This window comes from Peiella sedimenti (assembly GCF_030504955.1).
GTDB classification, from domain to species: domain Bacteria; phylum Pseudomonadota; class Alphaproteobacteria; order Caulobacterales; family Caulobacteraceae; genus Brevundimonas; species Brevundimonas sedimenti.
Genome location: NZ_JAUKTR010000004.1, coordinates 1 through 19,932 on the forward strand (window position 1 = coordinate 1; position 19,932 = coordinate 19,932).

Annotated in this window: 19 protein-coding genes; 11 read left to right on the forward strand and 8 right to left on the reverse strand. The window is 68.5% G+C overall.

From position 1 onward, the window contains the following. Positions 1-174 precede the first annotated feature (174 nt). Positions 175-2,517 (reverse strand): ATP-dependent helicase, encoded by a 2,343-nt coding sequence (locus Q0812_RS09675; RefSeq protein WP_302110131.1) that lies wholly within the window; start codon positions 2,515-2,517, stop codon positions 175-177. Positions 2,518-2,604: 87 nt separating this feature from the next. On the opposite strand from Q0812_RS09675, the gene Q0812_RS09680 reads away from it, so the two are divergent. From Q0812_RS09680 to Q0812_RS09690, 3 genes are all read left to right on the forward strand, one after another. Next, entirely contained in the window at positions 2,605-2,829 is a 225-nt protein-coding gene (locus tag Q0812_RS09680; protein ID WP_302110132.1) for a hypothetical protein, read from the forward strand. Positions 2,830-2,860: 31 nt separating this feature from the next. Continuing rightward, on the forward strand, positions 2,861-3,346 hold the full coding sequence (locus Q0812_RS09685; RefSeq protein ID WP_302110133.1) for a DUF305 domain-containing protein: 486 nt from the start codon (positions 2,861-2,863) through the stop codon (positions 3,344-3,346). Between the two features lie 67 nt (positions 3,347-3,413). Next, positions 3,414-4,139 carry a sterol desaturase family protein gene (locus Q0812_RS09690; protein WP_302110134.1) on the forward strand — a complete coding sequence of 242 codons (726 nt, stop codon included), beginning with the start codon at positions 3,414-3,416 and terminating at the stop codon, positions 4,137-4,139. Here the strand turns inward: Q0812_RS09690 and Q0812_RS09695 are convergent. Beyond that, positions 4,136-4,999: an oxygenase MpaB family protein gene (locus Q0812_RS09695; RefSeq protein ID WP_302110135.1), complete on the reverse strand. Its 864-nt coding sequence runs from the start codon at positions 4,997-4,999 to the stop codon at positions 4,136-4,138. The genes Q0812_RS09690 and Q0812_RS09695 overlap by 4 nt on opposite strands. A gap of 169 nt (positions 5,000-5,168) precedes the next feature. Between Q0812_RS09695 and Q0812_RS09700 the strand changes: the two genes are divergently transcribed. Further along, positions 5,169-5,870 (forward strand): VIT1/CCC1 transporter family protein, encoded by a 702-nt coding sequence (locus Q0812_RS09700; RefSeq protein ID WP_302110136.1) that lies wholly within the window; start codon positions 5,169-5,171, stop codon positions 5,868-5,870. Positions 5,871-5,883: 13 nt separating this feature from the next. On the opposite strand, the gene trmFO is transcribed toward Q0812_RS09700, so the two are convergent. Then, positions 5,884-7,281, reverse strand: coding sequence for a methylenetetrahydrofolate--tRNA-(uracil(54)-C(5))-methyltransferase (FADH(2)-oxidizing) TrmFO (gene trmFO, locus Q0812_RS09705; protein ID WP_302110137.1), 1,398 nt, complete (start codon positions 7,279-7,281; stop codon positions 5,884-5,886). A gap of 64 nt (positions 7,282-7,345) precedes the next feature. Between trmFO and Q0812_RS09710 the strand changes: the two genes are divergently transcribed. The 3 genes from Q0812_RS09710 to Q0812_RS09720 all read left to right on the forward strand — a co-directional run bounded on the left by Q0812_RS09710 (position 7,346) and on the right by Q0812_RS09720 (position 10,183). Further along, positions 7,346-8,239 (forward strand): hypothetical protein, encoded by an 894-nt coding sequence (locus tag Q0812_RS09710; protein WP_302110138.1) that lies wholly within the window; start codon positions 7,346-7,348, stop codon positions 8,237-8,239. A 110-nt stretch (positions 8,240-8,349) separates the two neighbouring features. After that, complete coding sequence (locus tag Q0812_RS09715) at positions 8,350-9,255, forward strand: hypothetical protein (protein WP_302110139.1); 906 nt, start codon at positions 8,350-8,352, stop codon at positions 9,253-9,255. A gap of 4 nt (positions 9,256-9,259) precedes the next feature. Next, positions 9,260-10,183, forward strand: a complete 924-nt coding sequence (locus tag Q0812_RS09720; RefSeq protein ID WP_302110140.1) for a CPBP family intramembrane glutamic endopeptidase — start codon at positions 9,260-9,262, stop codon at positions 10,181-10,183. Positions 10,184-10,187: 4 nt separating this feature from the next. Here Q0812_RS09720 and uvrA read toward each other — a convergent pair whose 3' ends face one another. Then, complete coding sequence (gene uvrA, locus Q0812_RS09725; protein ID WP_302110141.1) at positions 10,188-13,079, reverse strand: excinuclease ABC subunit UvrA; 2,892 nt, start codon at positions 13,077-13,079, stop codon at positions 10,188-10,190. A gap of 107 nt (positions 13,080-13,186) precedes the next feature. After that, a complete protein-coding gene (locus tag Q0812_RS09730; protein WP_302110142.1) occupies positions 13,187-13,702 on the reverse strand; it encodes a group III truncated hemoglobin in 516 nt (171 codons plus the stop codon). A gap of 157 nt (positions 13,703-13,859) precedes the next feature. Here Q0812_RS09730 and Q0812_RS09735 point away from each other — a divergent pair, with 157 nt between their 5' ends. Then, positions 13,860-15,491, forward strand: coding sequence for an ABC-F family ATP-binding cassette domain-containing protein (locus Q0812_RS09735; RefSeq protein WP_302110143.1), 1,632 nt, complete (start codon positions 13,860-13,862; stop codon positions 15,489-15,491). Here the strand turns inward: Q0812_RS09735 and Q0812_RS09740 are convergent. From Q0812_RS09740 to Q0812_RS09750, 3 genes are read right to left on the reverse strand one after another with little or no spacing between them, the layout of a single operon-like run. Continuing rightward, the gene (locus tag Q0812_RS09740) at positions 15,469-15,906 is read right to left on the reverse strand and encodes a flagellar basal-body protein FlbY (protein ID WP_302110144.1); all 438 of its coding nucleotides are present in this window, start codon (positions 15,904-15,906) and stop codon (positions 15,469-15,471) included. The two genes, Q0812_RS09735 and Q0812_RS09740, sit on opposite strands and share 23 nt — an antisense overlap. Continuing rightward, a complete protein-coding gene (locus tag Q0812_RS09745; protein ID WP_302110145.1) occupies positions 15,906-16,235 on the reverse strand; it encodes a rod-binding protein in 330 nt (109 codons plus the stop codon). The genes Q0812_RS09740 and Q0812_RS09745 overlap by 1 nt, the downstream gene beginning before the upstream one ends. Then, complete coding sequence (locus Q0812_RS09750; protein WP_302110146.1) at positions 16,235-17,338, reverse strand: flagellar basal body P-ring protein FlgI; 1,104 nt, start codon at positions 17,336-17,338, stop codon at positions 16,235-16,237. The genes Q0812_RS09745 and Q0812_RS09750 overlap by 1 nt, the downstream gene beginning before the upstream one ends. A 178-nt stretch (positions 17,339-17,516) precedes the next feature. Between Q0812_RS09750 and Q0812_RS09755 the strand changes: the two genes are divergently transcribed. The 3 genes from Q0812_RS09755 (at position 17,517) to gltX (ending at position 19,931) form a co-directional block, all read left to right on the forward strand. Next, positions 17,517-17,933 carry a flagellar assembly protein FliX gene (locus tag Q0812_RS09755; RefSeq protein ID WP_302110147.1) on the forward strand — a complete coding sequence of 139 codons (417 nt, stop codon included), beginning with the start codon at positions 17,517-17,519 and terminating at the stop codon, positions 17,931-17,933. 163 nt (positions 17,934-18,096) lie between these two features. Then, positions 18,097-18,525, forward strand: coding sequence for an RNA polymerase-binding protein DksA (gene dksA / locus Q0812_RS09760; protein ID WP_302110433.1), 429 nt, complete (start codon positions 18,097-18,099; stop codon positions 18,523-18,525). Between the two features lie 71 nt (positions 18,526-18,596). Then, positions 18,597-19,931 (forward strand): glutamate--tRNA ligase, encoded by a 1,335-nt coding sequence (gene gltX, locus Q0812_RS09765; RefSeq protein ID WP_302110148.1) that lies wholly within the window; start codon positions 18,597-18,599, stop codon positions 19,929-19,931. Position 19,932 lies beyond the last annotated feature (1 nt).

Below are 19,932 nucleotides of genomic sequence, written 5' to 3' on the forward strand. Positions count from 1 at the left end.
GGTCCCCCTCCCCATCTGGCGATGGGGAGGAGACAGGAAGGTCTAGGCCCCCTCATCCGGCGCTTACGCGCCACCCGTCGGCGGCTCGTATACGAGCCTTCTCCACCCACCAGAGGAGAAGGATTCTACGGCGTCATCCCAGCTGAATGTCCGCCCGGCCGGGGGGGAAAAGGCTCACCCCTTCTCGACGAAGGTGTCGATGACCTTCTTCTCGCCGGCCTTGTCGAAGGCGACGACCAGCTTGTTGCCCTCGATGGCGCGGACCTTCCCGTAGCCGAACTTCTGGTGAAAGACGCGGTCGCCGATCCCGTAGGCGGAAGATGAAGACGTGGCTGTGGCCACCAGCCGGCCCTCGCCCTCGATGACGCCCGGGCGCTGCCAGCGTGGCGCGGCGGGCGAGCCGGCCGTGTTCACCTGGGCCCTGCGCCAGCCGGGCGAGGAATAGCCGGCGCCGAAGCTGGGCGCGTCGTCCCAGCGCGACTTCGCTTCCCTGAGGCCCGGCGCGCCGCCGTAATAGCCCGTGTCCGAGGCCGCCTCGACATGCTCGATGGGGAGCTCGTCGACGAAGCGGCTGGGCAGCTGGGTGGTCCAGCGGCCATAGACCCGGCGGTTGGCGGCGAAGGAGATGCGCGCCTGCTCACGCGCGCGGGTCACGCCGACATAGGCGAGGCGCCGTTCCTCTTCGAGGCCCTTTTCGCCCTTTTCGTCGATGCTGCGCTGGCTGGGAAAGACGCCTTCCTCCCAGCCCGGCAAGAAGACGAGCGGAAACTCCAGCCCCTTGGCGGCGTGCAGGGTCATGACCTGAACCGCGTCGTCGCCCGCGCCCTGATCCAGGTCCATCACGAGGGAGACGTGCTCCAGATAGGCGCCGAGGCTGTCGAAGGCCTGCATGGCCTGGACCAGCTCCTTGAGGTTGTCGAGGCGGGCGGGGCCCGAGGCGCGGTCCGCCCGCTGCATGTCAGTGTAGCCGCTCTCCTCCAATACGGTCTCGGTGAGCTCCCAGTGCTTGACCTGGCCGGCCAGGGTCCGCCAGCGGTCGAGGTCGCGCAGGAACAGGGACAGGGCCGTGCGTGTCCGGGCCTGAAGCTCATCGGAGTTGATGATCTGGCGCGTCGCCGCCACGGCCGAGACGCCCATGGTCCGGGCGATGGTCAGGAGCTTGGAGACCGAAGTGTCGCCGATGCCGCGCTTGGGCGTGTTGACGATGCGTTCGAAGGCGAGGTCGTCGTCTTCGGACTGGATCAGGCGCAGGTAGGCGTGGGCGTCGCGGATTTCGGCCCGCTCGAAGAAGCGCGGACCCCCGACGACGGTGTAGGGAATCTGCAGCAGGACGAACCGCTCTTCGAAGGCGCGCATCTGGAACGAGGCGCGCACCAGAACGGCGCAGTCCTTCCAGCGGCGGCCGGGCTGGTCCTTGCGCCAGCGTTCGATTTCGTCGGCGATCAGGCGACTTTCGGCCTCGCCGTCCCAGACGCCGCGCACCTGGACCTTGTCGCCGCCGTCGGCCTCGGTCCACAGAGTCTTGCCCAGCCGGCCCTTGTTGGCGCTGATCAGGCCTGAGGCCGCGCCCAGGATGTGTTTGGTCGAGCGATAGTTTCGTTCCAGGCGGACGACCTTGGCGCCCGGAAAGTCACGCTCGAAGCGCAGGATGTTGTCCACCTCGGCGCCGCGCCAGCCGTAGATGGACTGGTCGTCGTCACCCACCACGCAGACATTTCCGTCCGCCGAGGACAGCAGGCGCAGCCACAGGTACTGGGCCGTGTTCGTGTCCTGGTACTCGTCCACCAGGATGTAGCGGAAGCGGCGGCGGTACTCGCCCAGCACGTCCTCATGCTGCGACAGGATGGTGATGACGTGCAGCAGCAGGTCGCCGAAATCGCAGGCGTTCAACGTCTTCAGCCGGTCCTGATAGAGGGCGTAAAGCTTCTGAGCCCGCCCCTGCGCGAAGTCCTCCGACGCGGGAAGTTTCTGCGGCGTCCAGCCCTTGTTCTTCCACTGGTCGACCAGAGAGGCCAGGGTGCGCGGCGTCCAGCGCTTGGTGTCGATGTTCTCGGCTTCCAGGATCTGCTTCAGCAGCCGCTCCTGATCGTCCGTGTCCAGGATGGTGAAGGTGGACTTCAGCCCGACCAGCTCGGCGTGACGGCGCAGGATCTGGGCCGAGATCGAGTGAAAGGTCCCCAGCCAGCGCAGCCCCTCGGCGGAGGGGCCGATGATGTGGGTGATGCGCTCGCGCATCTCACGCGCGGCCTTGTTGGTGAAAGTGACGGCCAGCAGCTCCCACGGCCTGGCGCGGCCCAGGGCCAGGATGTGGGCCAGGCGCGTCGTCAGGACGCGCGTCTTGCCGGTGCCGGCCCCGGCAAGCACCAGAACCGGACCGTCGATGGCCAGCACGGCCTCGCGCTGCTCGGGATTGAGGCCGGCCAGATAATCGCCCGGACCGCCGTCGGCGCGGGCGAGGTCGGAGATGCGCGGGCCAGGAGGCTTAGGGGCGGGGGGCTGTGAGTCGGTGTGGGGCATGGACGGGGCGGAACATAAGGCGCACAGTTCCGTTGTCGACCCGCCGGGCTGACGCAGCGCCCGGCCATCCGTGTAGGGGGCTTTGCGATGCGGCGACGAAGTGCTGGACCCGCCTGGGTCTGGGTCATCGTGCTGGCGGTGATAGGGCTGGCTGTGATCGGCTTTTTCGTCTCGCGCCAGAAGATGGCCGACCTGCGCGCCACCGAGGTGGAGGTGGCGCGGCCGGACCTGCCGGACCCGGAAGAGCTGCTGCCAGACGGACCCGTGCCCATCCCTGACCAGCCCGGCGTGGCGCAACAAAGCCCGAGCTGAGCGGTTGCGCTCCCCAAAGGAGGGCCCGCCCATGAGCTATCGCCGCTTCGCCGCCATGATCGCTGCCTCGACGGTGGTCATGTTCGGCCTGATGTATCTGAACACCTATGCGATCGAGCACGCCCGCTTCAGCGAGACGCGGCTCTACATGGCCCTGCTGATGGGGGCGACGATGGCCGTGGTCATGCTCGGCTTCATGATGGGCATGTACAAGAACCGGCGGTTGAACCTGGCCATCTTCGCGGGCGCGGCGGTGGTGTTCGCGGGCGCGCTGTGGCTGGTGCGCAGCCAGGCCACCGTGGACCAGGTCAGCTACATGAAGGCCATGATCCCGCACCACTCCATCGCCATCATGACCAGCCGTCGGGCCCACATCAAAGACCCGCGCGTGCGCGAGCTGGCCGACCAGATCATCGCCGCGCAGGAGCGGGAGATCGCCGAGATGAACGCCCTGATCGCTGAGTTGGAGCAGAACCCGACGCCCAAGAGCGCGCCGGACCTGGAGCCGGGGGTTTAGAGCGCCGGCTCACCTCACCGCGCGTTCTGTGGTAAGTCAGTCAGTACGTATAGCTAGCGGGGGGGCGATGCTGTTCGTAGTGTACTTCCTGACATTGGCGGCCTTCTGCGTGATCTTCACTCGCGAGGTGATCGCTCCGGCATCAAGAGCGAGCTGCGACAAGCGCTGGCGCTTCTATGCAGGCGCCTTGAATGTAGTGAATCTCGTGGCCGTGGTGGCTGCTGGCGTCATCTTTGAGCGCTGGATCAGTGGGCATGCCCTCTTCCATCTGGCCGAGCGTTTGGATCCGGTGTCCGCCAGCGTTGTCACCTTCCTTGTCGCTAGTCTCGTAGCCTACGGCTACCACCGTGCGATTCATGCGTCTGATAGACTTTGGCGGTGGGTGCACCAGCTGCATCACAGCCCGACACGGATTGAGGCGCTGACAGCCTTCTACGTTCACCCCTTCGACGCTCTTCTGGCCACGCTGCTCAATGCAGTAATCGCCTATGTATTGCTCGGCGCTGGGCCGTTTTCAGCTGCGCTGGCGCTGTTGTACGTCACCCTGCTCAATCTGATCGCCCATGCCGATATGCGCACTCCCTGGTGGCTGGGTCTGCTCGTACAGCGGCCGGAGATGCACCGCCTGCATCACGAGCGCGGGGCGCACCGCAACAACTACGGTTTGCCCCTATGGGATATGATGTTCGGCACTTGGCGCAATCCCAGGAGCGGTTGGGTCGAGTGTGGCTTTCGCGACGATCGTGAGCGCCTGGTTGGCCAGATGCTGATGCTCAAGGATGTAGACGGTTAGTCGCTGGCGTCTGGAAACGTCGTCGTCTCAGCCGGCCACACCCGGCGATTGGGCGAGCCCTCGAAGGCCCAGCGGATGAAGCCGGCTGTCGTGGCCGCGCCGGCGCGCACCAGCGGCTTGGGCAACGGGGTTGGCTGGCGGTGCATGGTCCGCGCCCACGGCGGCAGAAGGTCCAGACCCGCCTGCATGATGATGCGGGCGGCGAGGTCGACGGCGGGTTGGCCCACGGTCTGACGCAGGACGAGGGAGGCCACCTCCTTGGTGCGCGCATCAGAGCGCAGTTCGGAACGGAAGCTCTGGATCAGGGCGTCGGCCTCGCCCCGGGTGTGGGGAATGGGATCAGCGCCCAGGGCCTCGGCGATGCGGGCCATCTCGGCGAAATAGGCGTCCTGATCGGCCAGGCTCATGCGCGGCTCGGCGTAGCGCATCCAGGCGTCGAGAAAGCTAGAGACCTCGGTGACGTGCACCCAGGCCAGCAGGCGCGGATCCGAGACGCGATAGGCCGTCCCGTCCGGCAGGGTCCCGCCCAGCTTGTTGTGGATGCGCCGGACCCGCGCGATGGCCTCGCGGCCCGCCTCGGCGTGGTCATAGGTGGTGATGGCGATGAACTTGGCCGTGCGACGCAGGCGCCCGTGCATGTCGGCGCGGAAGTCGGAGTGATCCCATACGCCCGCCAGCACCGCCGGGTGCAGCATCTGCAGCAGCAGGCCCGCCACCCCGCCGATCATCATGGTGACCACGTCGCCGTTGACCCGCCAGGCGACGGAGTCGGGCGGGAACAGGGCGTCGTCGCGCCTCAGCACCGGGCGCTCGCCACGCTCGGCGTCGTTGAAGACGGCGGTGACGCGGCGGCGCACCATCGCTTGGATGGACCGGGAGACTGGGGGGCGGGAGACTGGCGGGCGGGAGACTGGGGGGCGGATCATGGCGTCGGTTTATCGCAGGGGCCCGAACCAGACATCAGGATTTCCCCTTGCTTGCGGCGAGTCTGGAAACGGCGTTCGCTGAGCCCCGGCGACGGAGGCCGCGATGACACGCATGAAGGCGCATTCCGAATGGCACATGGTGGCCCGTATCGGCTGGCTGCGAGCCGCCGTGCTGGGCGCCAACGACGGCCTGGTCTCAACGGCCAGCCTGGTGGCGGGGGTGGCGGCGGCCGAGGCCTCGCGCGGGGGCATCCTCATTGCCGGTGTGGCGGGGCTGGTCGCGGGCGCCATGTCCATGGCGGCGGGCGAGTACGTTTCGGTCAGCTCGCAGTCCGACACCGAAAAGGCCGACCTGGCGCGCGAGACGGTCGAGCTGGCGACCGACCGCCCTGCCGAGGTTGAGGAGCTGACCGGCATCTATGTGCGCAGAGGACTCAAGCCCGACCTGGCGCGCGAGGTGGCCCTGCAGCTGATGGAGAAGGACGCGCTGGGCGCGCACGCCCGCGACGAACTGGGCATATCGGAGATCACGACGGCGCGGCCGATCCAGGCCGCGATCACCTCGGCCCTGACCTTCTCGGCGGGCGCGGCCCTGCCCCTGTTGGTGGCGGTGGTGGCGCCGGTTCCGGCGATCCTGATCTGGGTGGTGGCGGCGACCCTGATCGGGCTGGCGGCGCTCGGCCTGATGGGCGCGCGGGCGGGCGGGGCGCCTCTCATCCGCTCGGTGGTCCGCGTCGTGTTCTGGGGCGCCCTGGCCATGGCCGTGACGGCCGGCATCGGGCGGCTGTTCGGGACGGTGGTCTGAACTGCGGCGGACGTCAGCCGGCCCGCCATCGCTCCAGCGCGTCGAGGGCGCGCAGACTCATCAGCCGCTTCTTGGCCCGGCCGCGATCCTTGGGCGGGATGCGCTTGCCCTCGGCGTCCTGGCGTGGCGCCTCCAGCGGCGGCAGCAGGCCGTAGTTGATGTTCATGGGCTGGAACTTGGCGCCTTCCAGGTGACCGCCGGTGATGTGGGCGACAAGGGCGCCCAGGGCCGTTTCGGGTGGGGGCGGATCGAGGGGCTTGCCCAGCCGCTCGGCGGCGGCAAGGCGGCCGGTCAAAAGGCCCATGGCGGCCGATTCCACATAGCCCTCCACGCCCGTCACCTGACCAGCGAAGCGCAGGCGCGGATCGGCCTTCAGGCGCAGTTGTCCGTCCAGCAGCTTGGGGCTGTTCAGGAAGGTGTTGCGGTGCAGCCCCCCCAGCCGGGCGAACTGAGCGTTTTCCAGCCCCGGGATCATGCGGAAGATGTCAGTCTGGGCGCCGTATTTCAGCTTGGTCTGGAAGCCGACCATGTTGAACAGGGTGCCCAGCGCATTGTCCTGGCGCAGTTGAACGATGGCGTGGGGCTTGACAGTCGGATCGCGCGGATTGGTCAGGCCGACGGGCTTCATGGGGCCGTGGCGCAGGGTCTCGCGGCCGCGCTCGGCCATCACCTCGATGGGCAGGCAGCCGTCGAAATAGGGGACGTTCTCCCACTCCTTGAACTCGGTCTTGGGACCGGCCAGCAGGGCGTCAATGAAGGCCTCGTACTGGTCCTTCGTCATGGGGCAGTTGACGTAGGCGGCCTTGTCGCCGCCGGGGCCTTCCTTGTCGTAGCGCGACTGACGCCAGGCGATGTCGAAGTCGATGCTGTCGGCGTGGACGATGGGGGCGATGGCGTCGAAGAAGGAAAGGCTCTCCTCGCCGGTCAGCTGAAGGACGGCGTCGGCCAGGGCGGGGGAGGTCAGCGGCCCGGTGGCGACGATGACGCTGTCCCACCCATTGCTCTCATTGGCCGCGGGCGGCAGGCCGGCGATCTCCTCGCGGACGATGGTGACCAGCGGATGGGCTTCCAGCCTGGCCGTCACGGCCTGGGAGAAGCCCTCGCGGTCGACCGCCAGCGCGCCGCCGGCCGGCACCTGATTGGCGTCGCCGCAGGCCATGATCAGGCTGTCGAGGCGGCGCATCTCGGCGTGCAGCAGGCCGACGGCGTTGTACTCCCAGTCGTCCGAGCGGAAGGAGTTGGAGCAGACCAGCTCGGCCAGGCCGTCGGTGTGATGGGCGTCGGTCTTCACGCCCGGCACGCCGCGCATCTCGTGCAGGATGACGGGCACGCCGGCCGACGCGATCTGCCAGGCGGCCTCGGAGCCGGCCAGGCCGCCGCCGATGACGTGGATGGGAGCAGGGGATGTCATGGGCGGCTGCATAGCCATCCCGGCCGTTTCGGGCTAGCGTCCGGCCGAAAGAGGGGGCTCTGACATGAAGACATTTTCCATCGGCGATGCGGCGCTGGAGCCGTTCAGGCTGGCCTTTGGCCGGCCCCTGAGCACCTTCGTCTGGGGCCTTGTCCTGCTGGCGCCGCTGGCCCTGATGGGCGGGGCGACGGTGGAAATGTTCAGGACCATGATCGCCCATGCCAGCGACCCCGAGGGGCTTCATGAGGCGCTGATGGCCCAGAGCCTGGGCGTGCAGCTGTGGGCGCAGCTGGCTCAGCTGCTTCAGGTCGTCTTCGCCGCCGTCGTGTCAGCCGCCATGATACGGGCGGTGTTCGCCGGACGCGGCCGCGACCGAGCCCTCTTCCTGCGCATCGGCATGACCGAGCTCTACGTCCTGATCGTCCTGATCGCCGTGGCGGTGGGCCTGTTCGTGGCGGCGGTGCTGGTTGGGCTGCTGCTCGTGGGCTTGGGCGCCCTGATGTGGGGCCTGCCCGAGGGCGTGAAAATTCCGGCCTACGTGCTGATGGGCGCGGCCTATGTGGTCGGCCTGCTGCTGTTGTGGGGCAGGCTGGCGCTGATCGCGCCCGCGACGGTGCGCTCAAAGACCCTGGCCTTCGAGCCGGGCTGGAAGGCGGGCCGCGGCCAGACCTTGCGGCTGTTCCTGATGCTGCTGCTTAGCTGGATCATCGGTGTGGTGGTCAGCCTGATCGTCTGGGGCGTCCTTATCGGCGTCGCGGTAGCAGCTGGGGCGGCGCTCGGCGTCGGGGATGCGCCGTCCTTTGACGCCTGGCTGGAGGGCGCCATGGCCAATCCGGCCCTGCTGTGGGGCGGGGGCGGCGTCTTGCTGCTGATCGTCTGCTGGATGCAGGGGTTAAGCCAGCTGATGATGGTCGCGCCCTACGCTCGCGCGCTCCAGAACCCGACGCCCGAAGCCTGAGGCCGGCTTACGCAGGTTTAACGACGGCGGGACTGGCGAGAGACCCGGCAGCGGCCTAGTCTCCAATCAGGGGGCGGCCCAAGGCCGCGGATTGGATGGGGACCTACCCGATGTCATTCTCGGCTTCTGACAGCGCGTTCGAAGGCTTTCGCCTGACGCGGCGCGCGCCGCTGGCCATCGCGCTTTGGGCGCTGGTCTATTTCGTGGGCAGCATGATCATGTTCGCCGCCATGGGCGGGGCGCTCGGCGACCTCATGCAAGCCGCCGAGGCCATGGAGGCCGCAAGCTCCGGCGGCGACCCTGACATCGCCGTGATGGGCGACTTCTTCGCAGCCTATGGCCGCTTCGCCGCGGCGGCTTTCCCCATCGGTATAATCCTGAACGTCGTCATGAGCGCGGCGGTCAGCCGGGCCGTTCTGCGCCCTTCCGAGAAGGCGTTTGGTTATCTGCGGCTTGGTGGGGACGAGTTGCGCGTCTTCGTCGTCAATCTGGTCCTCCTGCTGGTCTTCATCGGCGTCGGCATCGTGGGGGGCATCGTCATCGGCGTAGCCGCGGGCGTGCTGGGCCAGACCAATGAAGGCGCGGCCGCGGGCGTGGCCATCCTGCTCATGCTGGTCCTGGTGTGCGCGATCATCTGGATCGCCGTTCGTCTCGGCCTCGCCGTTCCCATGACGGTGGCTGAGCGGCGCATCCGCATCTTCGATTCCTGGGGCGTGACCAAGGGCCGTTTCTGGAGCCTGCTGGGCATGGGCATTCTGGCCTTCATCCTGGCCCTGGTCGTCCAGATCCTCCTCAGCCTCGTGGGCGTGCCGCTGGCCATGGCCATCGGGGGCGGCATGGGCGCCTTCGAGCAGATCGCCAGCCTGCCCGAGAACGACATTCAGAGTCTGCTTCGCACCATGGCGCCGCTGTTCATCGGCTATCTGGCCTTTGGCGCGATCCTGCAGGCGCTGCAGTACGCGATCCTGATGGCCCCCTGGGCCAGCGCCTATCAGCAGCTGTCGGGTCGGGAGTAGGCGCATGGCGGGCATTGAACTCTACGCGCCGCGAAAGCCGCGGCACCGGCGCACCTGGACGGCGGCGGCTCTGCCGCTGGCGCTTGTGTTCATGCTTCTGGGCTCCGTCCTGGCGGCCTTCCCCGGCCTGGCGCTGGGCTTTCTGACGCCGCAAGGCGCCTCAATCGGCTGGCAGGGCACGGCCTACACCCTGTTCGGCTTCGTATTCATCGCCCTGGTGACGCTGGCCTGGGTCAGGTTCTTCGAGCGGCGCGGTCTGCGCGAGATCGGCTTCAATGGCCAAGGTCTGAAGCGCTTCCTGCGCGGCTATGGCGTTGGCCTGCTGTTCCTGGTCGTCATCGTCGGGGTCATTTGGGGCGTGGGCGGTTATGGCGTCGAGGGGCCGGGCGCCTTCGGCGGCGCCGATCTGATGACGGCGCTGGTCCCGATCCTCATCCTGCTGCTGGGCTTCATCGTGCAGGGATCGACCGAGGAGATCGTCACGCGCGGCTGGCTGATGCAGGTCATCGCCTCGCGTCACGGCCTGGCCTGGGGCATCGGTCTCAGCTCGGTCCTCTTCGGACTGCTGCACGCGGCCAATATCGACCCGTCCCCTGAACTGGCCATGGGCGTGACCAATGTCATTCTGTTCGGCGTTTTCATCGGTCTTTACGCCGCGCGAGAGGGCTCGCTGTGGGGCGCCTGCGGCTGGCACGCGGCGTGGAACTGGCTGCTGGGCCTGGGCTTCGGCCTGGAGGTTTCGGGCTTGAACATCGAGGTCACGCCGCTGGTCGTGGACCTGACGACGCGCGAGACCCTGCCCTGGTGGGTCACGGGCGCCGCCTTTGGTCCCGAAGGGAGCATCGTCACCACCGCCGTCCTGCTGATCGGATCGGTGGTTCTGGCCATGCGCGGCCGCAGCCGCGATCACGGGGTGCAGGCGGCCTGACGCCTCAGGCGCGCCGGGCGGCCTTGCGCCGCTCGGCGTGTCGCTGCAGCGTTTCGGCCAGGTAGCGGCCGGTCCAGCTGTCCTTGTCGGCCGCCACCTGCTCGGGCGTGCCCTGGGCCACGATCTCGCCGCCGCCGTCGCCGCCCTCGGGTCCGAAGTCCAGAATCCAGTCGGCGGTCTTCACCACGTCCAGATTGTGCTCGATGACGATGACGGTGTTGCCGTTCTCGACCAGCTCGTGCAGCACCTCGAGCAGCTTCTTCGTGTCGTCGAAGTGCAGGCCCGTGGTGGGCTCGTCCAGGATGTAGAGGGTCTTGCCGGTGGCCCGGCGCGACAGCTCCTTGGACAGCTTGACCCGTTGCGCCTCGCCGCCTGAGAGAGTGGTCGCCTGCTGGCCCACCTTGACGTAGCCCAGTCCCACCCGCTCCAGCGTTTTCATCTTCTCGCGGATTGAGGGGACGGCCTTGAAGAACTGGGCCGCCTCCTCGACGGTCATGTCCAGCACGTCGGCGATGGACTTGCCCTTGAAGACGATCTCCAGCGTTTCGCGGTTGTAGCGCCGGCCCTTGCAGACGTCGCAGGTGACGTAGACGTCGGGCAGGAAGTGCATCTCGATCTTGATGACGCCGTCGCCCTGGCAGGCCTCGCACCGCCCGCCCTTGACGTTGAAGCTGAAGCGCCCCGGGCCATAGCCGCGCGCCTTGGCTTCGGGCAGGGCGGCGTACCAGTCGCGGATGGGACCGAAGGCGCCGGTATAGGTGGCCGGGTTCGAGCGCGGCGTGCGCCCGATGGGGCTCTGGTCGATGTCCACCACCTTGTCGAAGTGCTCCAGCCCCTCGATGCGGTCAAAGGTGGCGGGCGCGGCGGTGGCGTTGTTCAGGCGGCGCGCGGCGGCCTTGTAGAGCGTCTCGATGGTGAAGGTGGACTTGCCCCCGCCCGACACGCCGGTGATGCAGGTGAACAGGCCGACGGGGATCTCGCCGGTCACGTCCTTGAGGTTGTTGCCCTGGGCGCCGACGACGCGCAGCACCTTCTTCTTGTCGCGGGGACGGCGGCCGTCGGGCGGCAGGGGAATCTCCTCCGCGCCGGTCAGGTAGCGGCCGGTCAGGGACCTGGGGTTGGCCAGCACTTCGGACGGGGTCCCTTGCGCCACCACCTCGCCGCCGTGGACTCCGGCGCGGGGGCCCATGTCGATGACGTGGTCGGCGGTCAGGATCGCCTCCTCGTCGTGCTCGACCACCAGCACCGAGTTGCCGAGGTCGCGCAGGCCCCGCAGGCTTTCGAGCAGGCGGGTGTTGTCGCGCTGGTGCAGGCCGATGGAGGGCTCGTCCAGCACGTAGAGCACGCCCGTCAGGCCTGAGCCGATCTGGCTGGCCAGGCGGATGCGCTGGCTTTCGCCGCCGGACAGGGTGCCGGAGCTGCGCGACAGGTTGAGGTAGTCCAGCCCCACATTGTTGAGGAAGCGCAGGCGGTCGTTGATCTCCTTCAGGATGCGGCGGCCGATCTCCTGCTCCTTGTCGGTCAGCCGGTCGTCGAGCGCGGTGAACCACTCGTGGGCGTTCTTGATCGACAGGTTGGAGACGTGGCCGATGTGCTCGCCGCCGACGCGCACCGACAGGGCCTCTGGCTTGAGGCGATAGCCGGAGCAGGCCTCGCACGGAGTCTCGGACTGATAGCGGCCGAGCTCCTCGCGGACCCAGGCGCTGTCCGTCTCGCGCCAGCGGCGCTCCAGGTTCGGCAGCACGCCCTCGAAGGCCTTGGAGACCTCGTACTTCCGGGCGTCGTCGTCATAGACGAACTTGATCTTCTCGCCGTCCGAGCCGTGCAGGACCACGGCCTTGGCCTGATCGGGCAGGTCGCGCCAGGGCTTGTCCATGGAGAAGCCGTAGTGGCGCGCCAGGGCCTGCAGCGTCTGGGTGTAGAGGGGCGAGGGACCGCGCGACCAAGGCGCGACGGCGCCCTTGTGCAGGGTCTTGTCGCGGTCGGGGATGACCAGGTCGGCGTCGAAGGCCAGCTTCACGCCCAGACCGTCGCAGGCCGGACAGGCGCCGGCCGGGTTGTTGAAGCTGAACAGGCGCGGCTCGATCTCGGCGATGGTGAAGCCCGAGACCGGACAGGCGAAGCGCTCGGAGAAGAGCATGCGTTGGGGCTCGGTCTCGCCCTCCTTCACATCGGCCCATTCGGCCACGGCCAGGCCGTCGGCCAGGCCCAGGGCCGTCTGCAGGCTGTCGGCGTAGCGGCCCTCCAGCCCCGGCTTGGTGACGAGGCGGTCCACGACGATGTCGATGTCGTGCTTGAATTTCTTGTCCAGGACCGGCGCGTCCTCGATGGGATAGAACTCCCCGTCGATCTTCAGCCGCTGGTAGCCCTGCCGGCGCCACTCGGCGATCTCCTTTTTGTACTCGCCCTTGCGGTCGCGGACGACGGGGGCCAGCAACAGGATGCGCTCGCCGTCGGGCAGGGCGTTCAGCTTGTCGACCATCTGGCTGACGGTCTGGCTCTGGATCGGCAGGCCGGTGGCGGGCGAATAGGGGACGCCGACCCGCGCCCACAGCAGGCGCATGTAGTCGTGGATCTCGGTCACCGTGCCCACGGTCGAGCGCGGGTTCTTGGACGTGGTCTTCTGTTCGATGGAGATGGCCGGCGACAGGCCCTCGATCAGGTCCACGTCCGGCTTGCCCATCAGCTCCAGGAACTGGCGCGCATAGGCCGACAGGCTCTCGACATAGCGGCGCTGGCCCTCGGCGTAGATGGTGTCGAAGGCGAGCGAGGATTTGCCCGAGCCGGACAGGCCGGTCATGACGACCAGCTTGCCGCGCGGAATGTCCACGTCGACGCTCTTCAGATTGTGCTCACGCGCGCCGCGCACGCGGATGAAGTCGTGGGTGTCGGCCATGCTGTCGCTGAGAACGCTGGGGCGAGAGACGCGCTCCCGCTGGACGGTGTCATATGGGCACTGACTCGCTGATTACAGCAAGAACAAAGCCGGAACCAGCGCCTGCGTCACTCGGCCCTTCGGTACCGCTCGCCGCGATTGAGCAGCACACCGTTGGCCGAGGCGACGCCCAGCTCAAGGCTCTCGGCGATGCGGCGGGCGCGCTCGATGAAATGGTCCGCGGCCGGTAGCGGGCAGACCTCGTGCGCGGTTTCCTCGAACAGCTCAAGCCAGCGGTCGAAATGGGCGGCTTCGATCGGGAGGGGGATGTGCTTGGGCATGGGGCGGCCGTGATAGACGCCTGTCATCAGGGCGACGGACGACCAGAACAGCTTCATCTGTTCCAGATGCGGGGCCCAGTCGCTGATCTTCGCGGCGAATACCGGCCCCAGCAGCGGATCGGCCCGCACCTTGGCGTAGAAGGTCTCGACCAGGGCGGCGATCATCGCCTCGTCGATGCCGGTTTCGGCGCGGATCTGGGCCGTGAGCTCGTCGCGGCGGCTGACGAAGCTCTGGCCGGTCGGGGGAGGCTGCATGGGCGTGATGTAGGCCTCAAGGGCCATCAGGCCAATGGCGATCCGCATGACCCATCGGGGGCGCCGCCTTGGAAAAGGCTTGCGCGCCGGCCGCGCGCCTCTCACATTCGGTCCGTTCGCAGGAACGTCCGAGGAGCCCCGACGAAGATGATCAGCCTGGTGGAAATCGCATTCGCCCTTTCCGCACCGCTGCTCGTGTTCGCCTATGTCCTCTCGAAATCCTCACCCAAGCCCGTCCGCATCCGCGTACGCAACGCTCGACCGCGTCGGCGCCCGCACGCCTGACGGCCGCATACTTTTCGACAATCTGAGCCTGGCTCTTGCGCACGAGCGCACGGGGCTGGTGGGCCGCAACGGGTCGGGGAAGACCACCCTGCTGCGTCTGATCGCGGGGCTGGCCGAGCCCTCGGAGGGCCTGGTCGCCCGATCTGGCTCCGTGGCGTGGCTGGCCCAAAGGCGGGAGCCCGAGCCGGCCGAGACCGTGGCCGACGCCCTGGGCGTGGCCGAAGCCCTGGCGACTGTCGCGCGGGTGCTGGCGGGCGATGGAAGTCCCCAGGACCTGGCCGAGGCGGATTGGACCCTGGAGACGCGGATCGCCGCCGTGATGGCGGACGCCGGACTGGCCGGCCTCGATCTATGCCGGAGGGTCGCCACCCTGAGCGGCGGCGAACAGACGCGTCTGAGGCTGGCGGCTCTGCGCCTCGCTCCTCCTGACCTGCTGCTGTTGGATGAGCCCACAAACCACATGGACGCCGAGGGTCGGGCCCAAGTCGCCGACCTGCTGGCGCGCTGGCCGGGCGGCGTGGTCGTGGCCAGTCATGACCGCGCCCTGTTGCGGCGGATGGACCGCATCGTCGAGCTGTCCGACCTGGGCGCCGCCGTCTTCGGGGGCGGCTACGACGCCTATGCCGAGCGCAAGGCGGCCGAACGCGCCGCGGCCGAGCACGACCTGTCGGTGGCCGAGCGGGAAGTGGAGCGCGCGGCGCGCGACAGCCAGAGAGCGGCCGAGCGCAAGGCGCGGCGTGACCGCGCGGGCCGCGCCTTCGCCATGAGGCGCTCGGAGCCGAAGATCCTGCTGGGCGCCATGGCCGAGCGGGCGGAGAACTCGGGTGGGCGGGAAGACTGGCTGGCCCAGCGCCGCGCGGAGGCCGCGTCGGCGAAGCTGACGGCCGCGCGCGAGCGGGTGGAGCAGGTGCGCCTGCTCGATATCCCTCTGCCCTCGCCAGACCTGGCGAGGGGGCGCACGGTGCTGACCCTTGAGAATGCGGCTTGGCGGGCGCCGGACGGCAGGGTCGTGGTCGGGCCCATTTCGATGCAGCTCACGGGCCCCGAGCGCGTGGCTGTGACTGGGCCCAATGGCGCGGGAAAGTCGACGCTGCTGAAGCTGATGGCCGGCGAGTTGGAGCCGGCCGAAGGGACCGTTCAGCGTCCAGTCCGCTCCGCCCTCCTGGATCAGGACGCGGCTCTCCTGCGGCCTCGCGAGACCCTGATGGAGGCCTATCGGCGCCTGAACCCAGAGACGACGCCCAATCAGGCGCACGCCGCCCTGGCGCGGTTCCTGTTCCGCAACAGCGCCGCGCAGAAGACGGTGGGCGTCCTTTCAGGCGGCGAACGCCTGCGGGCGGCCCTGGCCTGCGTCATGACGGCCGTGCAGCCACCGCAGTTGCTGATCCTGGATGAGCCGACGAACCATCTGGACCTGGACTCTCTGGCGGCCGTCGAGGCGGCCCTGGCGGCCTGGCGGGGCGCCCTGGTCGTGGTCAGCCACGATCCCGAGTTCCTGGATGCGATCGGCGTAGAGCGGACCCTGGCGCTCAGGCCTGGCGGTTCAGGGTGACGGCGCGGGCGTCGCCGGCGGCGGCCACGCCTTGAGCGCCATAGGCGGAGGGCGCGCGGCCCTGCGCCACCTCGCTGGCGATGGCGTGCACCAGCCCTTCGGTCAGGGTCTTGGCGGCCTCGAGCGCGCGCGCATGGCGGCGAAGCACCTGATCCAGCCGTTTCACGACCTCAGCCAAGGCCGCCTTGTCGGCCAGGGGCGCGGGTTCGATCAGAGCGGGATCGGTTTTGATGCGTACGGCTTCATGGCGGTAGAGGTTGGCCAGGCGCTGGGTTTCGGCCACCCCGGCGGCCACGTCCTGCGGACGTCGCGCCTCGAAGGCCGCGGCTTCCACGGTCAGGCGCTCGGTCAGCAGCTCGGCCACGGTGGTCAGCTGGCGGGCGCGGTCGGCGGCGTCGTGGGCGGCGAGGGCCATCAGGACGCTCCCTGCGACGGAAGTTCCAGGCCCTGAGCGCGCAGTAGTTCCGCCTGCACCCGGTCGGCCAGGCCGATCCCGCCGGAGCGCGCGGCCTGTCTGGCGACGGCGTCGACCATGAAGGAGCGGAAAGCCTCTTCACCGGCTCCGCCGCCGAACATGGAGTCCTGAGAGGATACGCCCGCGAACACAGGCTGCAGCATGGAAGAAAGGAAGGCCGTCTCGAACTGGACGGCCGCCTCGCGGGCCCGGGCCACGTCGTGGACGCCCGCCGGGGCCTGGACTGTCGGACGCAGGACGTCGGTGGGCAGGGAGACAGGACCGCTCATCAGATCACCTCGATGTCGGCTTGCAGGGCGCCCGCGGCGCGGATGGCCTGAAGGATGGAGATCATGTCGCGGGGTGAGACGCCCAGGGCGTTGAGCCCGCTGACCACGCTGGAGAGCGAGGCGCCGCCCCCCATGACATGGAGCTGCGTGCCGGTTTCCTCGACCGTGACATCGGACTGGGGGACCACCGCCGTCTGGCCGCGTGAGAAAGGCGCAGGCTGGCTGACCTGGGGCGTCTCCTGCACGCTGACGGTCAGGTTGCCCTGGGCCACCGCCACGGTGGAGACCCGCACGGCCTCGCCCATGACGATGACGCCGTTGGCCTCGTCGATGACCACCTTGGCCGGCGCGTCCACATCGACGTTGAGCAGCTCGATCTGCGACAGGTAGCGACTCATGTCCTGGCCCGCGGGCGCGCGTACGGCGACCACGGTGCCGTTCTCGGCGTAGGCGGTGTTGGGGAAGTGCTGGTTGATGACCCCGGCGATGCGCTGGGCCGTGGTGAAGTCCGGGTTGCGCAGGGTCAGGCGCACGATGGGCATGGTCGAAAGGTCAAAGCCGGTCTCGCGCTCCACGACGCCGCCGGCGGCGATGCGCCCGGCGGTCGGCACGCCCCGCGTCACTGATGAACCCGAAGCGCCTGAGGCGGACACGCCGCCCGTCTGCACGGCGCCCTGCGCCACGGCGTAGACCTGGCCGTCGGCCCCCATCAGCGACGTGACCAGGAGCGTGCCGCCCATCAGGTTGCGGGCGTCGCCCGTGGTCGAGACCGTCACGTCGATGCGGGAGCCCGGCGTGGCGAAGGGCGGCAGCTCGGCCGTGACCATGACGGCGGCCACGTTCTTGGTGTTGGCGTTGGCGTCGCGGATGTTGACGCCCTGGCGCTCGAGCAGCGCCTCCAGGCTCTGACGAGTCATGGGGGAGTTGCGAAGGCTGTCGCCGGTGCCGTTCAGGCCCACCACCAGGCCGTAGCCCATCAGCTGGTTAGACCTGACCCCTTCGATGGACACGATGTCCTTGATCCGAGACGTGGCGGCCGCAGGCGCGGCGGCGACGCCGAGAGCGGCGGCGACAAGGACGATCAGCAGGCACAGACGCGACATGACGGTGGTCCCGTTAAGCATGATGCGCCAGGCGATGCAGCTTCCATGCCAGCCCCGTCGCGCCAAAAGTCGAGATAGATCAAGGGTCTATCTGGTTAATGATCCGGCGATCTCGCCGACCGGCAAATTCTGCCGTCCGTTAAGAGTTCGGTGACCCGGACGCGGCAAACCTGCCGCCATGCGCATCGAACGCACTGGAGCGAGCCCCACCGCCACCACGCCGTCCAGCGGACGGGCGGGAGCCGCGGGTTTCAGCCTGGGCGGGGCCGGGGCGCCTGCCGCGGCAGCGCCGGCCGCCAGCGCCGCAGGCGTGATGGGCGTAGCCTCCGTCGGAGCCCTGATGGCCCTGCAGGGCGCCGAGACGGCCACCGAGCGCCGTCGCCGCGCCATGCGCCGCGCCTCCGGCATTCTCGACCGGCTGGAAGAGGTGAAGCTGGCGCTTCTGGAGGGCGGGCGAGGCGAGGCGGCCTTGTCCGGACTGGCCCGCGCGGTGCGCGAGGAACGCGTCGGGGACGAGGATCAGGGGCTCAACCAACTGCTCAATCAGATCGAGATCCGGGCGGCGGTCGAGCTGGCCAAGGCGCGCCTCGTTTAGCATCAGCGTTTCGCTGCGGCGGGAAAACCACGCTGGTTGAGGGAATTCATTCCATTTCCCCTGCGGCATTGCATTCGATTGATGCGAATCCGCAGCATCGGCTATACGGCGTTCCGCGTACCCAGGGGGGTGTGCTGTGAGGCGTGAGGGACCGATGAACGCTATGGCGTCTGTCGTCGTCGACGAGGCCTATCGTCCAAGCGAGGACGAGCCGTTCATGAATGAGCGGCAGCTGGACTACTTCCGGAAGAAGCTATTGGCCTGGAAGGACGACATTCTTCGCGAGGCCAAGGGCACCGTAGTCAACCTGCAGGCCGAGACCGAGAACCATCCGGACCTCGTCGACCGGGCCAGTTCCGAGACCGATCGGGCGCTGGAGCTGCGCACCCGCGACCGTCAGCGCAAGCTGATCGCCAAGATCGACGAGGCGCTGAGGCGGATCGAGGACGGCAGCTACGGCTATTGCGAAGAGACGGGCGAGCCGATCGGCCTGGCCCGGCTGGAGGCCCGCCCCACAGCGACCTTGAGCCTCGAGGCGCAGGAGCTGCACGAGCGGCGCGAGCGCGTTCATCGCGACGAACGCCAGGCCTGAGGCCTCAAGCCCTCGCTTGACAGGGGGCGGCGGCTGGACGACCTACGCGGGCTTTCCGCATGGGTCCCTCAATGTCCGTCAAGGTTCGCTTCGCCCCGTCGCCGACCGGCCGTCTGCATGTGGGCAATGTCCGCACGGCGCTGGTCAACTGGCTGTTCGCCAAGGGCCAGGGCGGTCAATTCGTCCTGCGCATCGATGACACGGATCTGGCGCGTTCGACGGCCGAGTTCGAGACCGGCATCGAGACCGATCTGAAGTGGCTCGGACTTGAGTGGGACGAGCGCCACAATCAGTCGAAGCGCTTTGCGTCCTATGAAGCCGCGGCGGCGAAGCTGAAGGCGGCCGGACGGCTCTACGCCTGTTACGAAACCGCCGAAGAGCTGGACCGCCGCCGCAAGGTGCAGCTGTCGCGCGGTCTGCCGCCCATCTACGATCGGGCCGCCCTGAAGCTGACGGATGAGGAGAAGCGCGCGCTGGAGGCGGAAGGCCGTCGGCCTCACTGGCGCTTCAGGCTGGATGGCCGCCGGGTCACCTGGAACGACCTGGTTCGCGGGGCCGCCGAGGTGGACACCGCCTCCATGTCAGACCCCGTGTTGATCCGCGAGGACGGTCTGTTCCTGTACACGCTGCCGTCGGTGGTGGACGACATCGACATGGGCATCACCCACGTCATCCGGGGCGAGGACCACGTCACCAACACCGGCGCCCAGATTGAGCTGTTCGAGGCGCTGGGCGCCAAGGCGCCGGGCTTTGCGCACATGTCGCTGCTGGTGGGCGAGGACGGCCAAGCCCTGTCCAAGCGGCTGGGTTCGCTGTCGATCGCCCAGATGCGAGAGGACGGCTACGAGCCGCTGGCGGTGGTCAGCCATCTGGGCCGCATCGGCACCAGCGACAATCTCGAGGCTTCGGACTCGCTGGAGGCCCTGGCGTCGGGCTTCGACTTCGGCAAGCTGGGACGGGCGCCTGCGCGCTATGACACGGCCGACCTGGACCGGTTGAACGCCGCGGTGCTGCACGCCATGACCTACGAGGCGGCCCGGCCGCGCCTGACGGCCATGGACGCGGACCTTGGCGAGACCTTCTGGCAGACGGTGCGGCCGAACCTGAACAGGTTCTCCGACGTCGCCGAGCTGGCGCGCATCGTGCGCGGGCCGGTGACGCCGAAGATCGAGGACGCCGCCTTCGCGGCCAAGGCGGCCGAGCTGTTGCCTCAGACGCTGGACGAAACCAGCTGGGGCGCCTGGACCGCCACTGTCAAAGAAGCGACCGGCGCCAAGGGCAAGGGTCTTTTCATGCCGCTGCGCCAGGCCCTCACTGGGGACGACCACGGTCCTGAATTGGCGGCGCTCGCACCCCTGATCGGGCGCGAGCGCATCCTCAAGCGATTGGCCGGCGAAACGGCCTGAT

Coding starts and splice junctions, on each gene's coding strand:
- Q0812_RS09675 (WP_302110131.1), bottom strand. CDS start 2,517: ATGCCCCACACCGACTCACAGCCCCCCGCCCCTAAGCCTCCTGGCCCG.
- Q0812_RS09680 (WP_302110132.1), top strand. CDS start 2,605: ATGCGGCGACGAAGTGCTGGACCCGCCTGGGTCTGGGTCATCGTGCTG.
- Q0812_RS09685 (WP_302110133.1), top strand. CDS start 2,861: ATGAGCTATCGCCGCTTCGCCGCCATGATCGCTGCCTCGACGGTGGTC.
- Q0812_RS09690 (WP_302110134.1), top strand. CDS start 3,414: ATGCTGTTCGTAGTGTACTTCCTGACATTGGCGGCCTTCTGCGTGATC.
- Q0812_RS09695 (WP_302110135.1), bottom strand. CDS start 4,999: ATGGTGCGCCGCCGCGTCACCGCCGTCTTCAACGACGCCGAGCGTGGC.
- Q0812_RS09700 (WP_302110136.1), top strand. CDS start 5,169: ATGACACGCATGAAGGCGCATTCCGAATGGCACATGGTGGCCCGTATC.
- trmFO (WP_302110137.1), bottom strand. CDS start 7,281: ATGACATCCCCTGCTCCCATCCACGTCATCGGCGGCGGCCTGGCCGGC.
- Q0812_RS09710 (WP_302110138.1), top strand. CDS start 7,346: ATGAAGACATTTTCCATCGGCGATGCGGCGCTGGAGCCGTTCAGGCTG.
- Q0812_RS09715 (WP_302110139.1), top strand. CDS start 8,350: ATGTCATTCTCGGCTTCTGACAGCGCGTTCGAAGGCTTTCGCCTGACG.
- Q0812_RS09720 (WP_302110140.1), top strand. CDS start 9,260: ATGGCGGGCATTGAACTCTACGCGCCGCGAAAGCCGCGGCACCGGCGC.
- uvrA (WP_302110141.1), bottom strand. CDS start 13,079: ATGGCCGACACCCACGACTTCATCCGCGTGCGCGGCGCGCGTGAGCAC.
- Q0812_RS09730 (WP_302110142.1), bottom strand. CDS start 13,702: ATGCGGATCGCCATTGGCCTGATGGCCCTTGAGGCCTACATCACGCCC.
- Q0812_RS09735 (WP_302110143.1), top strand. CDS start 13,860: ATGTCCTCTCGAAATCCTCACCCAAGCCCGTCCGCATCCGCGTACGCA.
- Q0812_RS09740 (WP_302110144.1), bottom strand. CDS start 15,906: ATGGCCCTCGCCGCCCACGACGCCGCCGACCGCGCCCGCCAGCTGACC.
- Q0812_RS09745 (WP_302110145.1), bottom strand. CDS start 16,235: ATGAGCGGTCCTGTCTCCCTGCCCACCGACGTCCTGCGTCCGACAGTC.
- Q0812_RS09750 (WP_302110146.1), bottom strand. CDS start 17,338: ATGTCGCGTCTGTGCCTGCTGATCGTCCTTGTCGCCGCCGCTCTCGGC.
- Q0812_RS09755 (WP_302110147.1), top strand. CDS start 17,517: ATGCGCATCGAACGCACTGGAGCGAGCCCCACCGCCACCACGCCGTCC.
- dksA (WP_302110433.1), top strand. CDS start 18,097: ATGGCGTCTGTCGTCGTCGACGAGGCCTATCGTCCAAGCGAGGACGAG.
- gltX (WP_302110148.1), top strand. CDS start 18,597: ATGTCCGTCAAGGTTCGCTTCGCCCCGTCGCCGACCGGCCGTCTGCAT.